The 1,958-nt window shown below is 41.3% G+C and carries 3 protein-coding genes and 1 pseudogene; 3 read left to right on the top strand and 1 reads right to left on the bottom strand.

The window, feature by feature from the left end:
* A pseudogene (locus LD39_RS15325) lies at positions 1 to 267 on the bottom strand (hypothetical protein); the annotation flags it as partial.
* Positions 268 to 338: 71 nt separating this feature from the next.
* On the opposite strand from LD39_RS15325, the gene LD39_RS15320 reads away from it, so the two are divergent.
* From LD39_RS15320 to LD39_RS15310, 3 genes are all read left to right on the top strand, one after another.
* Positions 339 to 608: a hypothetical protein gene (locus LD39_RS15320; RefSeq protein ID WP_052158897.1), complete on the top strand. Its 270-nt coding sequence runs from the start codon at positions 339 to 341 to the stop codon at positions 606 to 608.
* Complete coding sequence (locus LD39_RS15315; protein WP_035549114.1) at positions 605 to 838, top strand: hypothetical protein; 234 nt, start codon at positions 605 to 607, stop codon at positions 836 to 838. Before LD39_RS15320 ends, LD39_RS15315 begins: the two co-directional genes overlap by 4 nt.
* A gap of 119 nt (positions 839 to 957) precedes the next feature.
* Positions 958 to 1,722 carry a polysaccharide deacetylase family protein gene (locus LD39_RS15310; protein ID WP_035549111.1) on the top strand — a complete coding sequence of 255 codons (765 nt, stop codon included), beginning with the start codon at positions 958 to 960 and terminating at the stop codon, positions 1,720 to 1,722.
* Positions 1,723 to 1,958 lie beyond the last annotated feature (236 nt).

Here is a 1,958-nt window from a genome sequence, read left to right as displayed (position 1 = left end):
AAGGTCGACGTCCCCTTTCTGAATACCGGGAAGTTCGATAATTACGTAAAAATAGTCTTTGCTTTTAAAAAGTTCGTATTTGGGGAAGTCCGTGTCTGAAGTCGTGGAGGGTGTTACTGAACGGGAAGCATCTCCTTGCTGAGTGTCATTTAGAAAGCCATCCATCATTTGTTTTCCGTAATTATCATTGAAAATGTTTTTCCAAAATTCCTGTCCATGAAACGACTGTGCAACTTCCATCCACTGTTTGAATTGCTTCGGGTCCATGTCCTCACCTCCACAGGAAGTTTTCACATAAACAAGGAACAGAGACATATATTTGGGTAGTAAAAGGGGGAATCGTTTTGGTTACACCTTCTATTGTCATTAATATTTTCAATTTCAAAATTAATTCCTTTGAAAATGCTTCGGCCGTCAATGTTGGTCAGAATATTTTAGCTGACTGGAACAATACCGATAAGAAAAACCAGGGGTTCGGGCAAAATTTCGGAGACAGCTCCGCTTTCATGGGGACAAAAAGTATGGTGGATGACCGCGATCTTATTGATACACCTACCTCCTACGAAAAAGAAGAGACAAAAAGGCTATGGGAAAGGAATCGCCTATGATGTTCGCTCCTTCGATTGTCAACATACTCGGATTTAAAGTTAATGTGTTAGAACGCTCTTCGTTTATCAGTTATGCTGCAGTACAGCAAGCAGATATTTTCCTGTCAACAAAGCGAAATCAGGGCTTTGGTGATCAGAACGGAGATCTATCTCCGGTCAATGTACCCATCAACTTTGTCGCCGATCCAGATGTGGTGGATTCAAACTCGATTAAAAATAGTGTCATTTAATTTTTTCCTCAGCAGCGCCTCATGCGTTCTGAGGATTTTTTATTACACCCACCTCCAACTACATAAAAAATGCTTTCTACAGACAACCTATATTTACTGATATGAACGGAGGAATGGATATGAAGCATCGAAAAAATCTTTTATGTGCAGTCATTATTCTCTTAGTATTTGTTATACCAATTCATTCTTCCCTTGCTAAAAATGAAAAGCATTCCCGCTTTTTTTATGAGGAAAAAGGGGAAGCCATATGGGAAATTCCAACTTCACGAAAAGTCGTCGCCATCACGTTTGATGACGGCCCCAGTTCCGAATACACCCCGCGAATTTTAAGCTTGCTGGATAAATATAAAGCAAAAGCGACGTTCTTTGTGGTAGGCTCGAGAGTTGTAGAAAACCCAGAGATTGTGAAAAACATCGTTTCTTCGGGCCATGAACTTGCAAATCATACGTATTCTCATCCAAATTTCAACGGTCTGCCACCAGAGAAAATGAAGGAAGAAATGGACAAAACGTATCAGTCGATTAAAGAGATCGCCCACACAAGGCCGAAGCTCTTCCGGCCTCCGGGAGGCTATTACAACGATCCTATCGTCGAAACGGCGAATGACCAAGGATACACAGTCGTCTTATGGTCCTGGCATCAAGATACCTTTGATTGGCGTAACCCTGGAGTAAACAGTATCGTAAATAAAGTCCTCAGAAAAACACGAAATGGGGATATCATCCTTTTTCATGATTTTGGCGGTGACCGTACTCAGACCATTCAAGCGCTCGAGCAAATCTTACCTGAACTTAAAAAGCGAGGATATGAATTCATAACCGTGTCTGAACTCGTACAGTTGAGCCCTAAATACCGGATATTAAATCGCCTTGATCCCATATAAAGGTCAGAGAATACTGACCTTTTCTGTGACCTGGTAATTCTTTCCCCACTTCACGCTTTAGTTGGGCTCAAATGGGTAGCTTCGCTGACCTTTGTTTTCATCCAAAAAGGTGGACTCATTTCTTTTGATTAAAACAGATGACGCTCAAAGTACTAAAATTTGTACTAAGATTCTTTTCAAAGGGATATTTATCCTCTCCACTTGTTAGACGCCGAACGTTCCCCCCCCCCCTATTA

Origin of the sequence: Halobacillus sp. BBL2006 (genome assembly GCF_000786645.1) — a bacterium.
In the GTDB taxonomy this organism is placed as follows: Bacteria; Bacillota; Bacilli; order Bacillales; family Halobacillaceae; genus Halobacillus.
The sequence above is the reverse complement of the archived record's forward strand: the minus strand, read 5'-3'. Positions and strand labels throughout refer to the sequence as shown.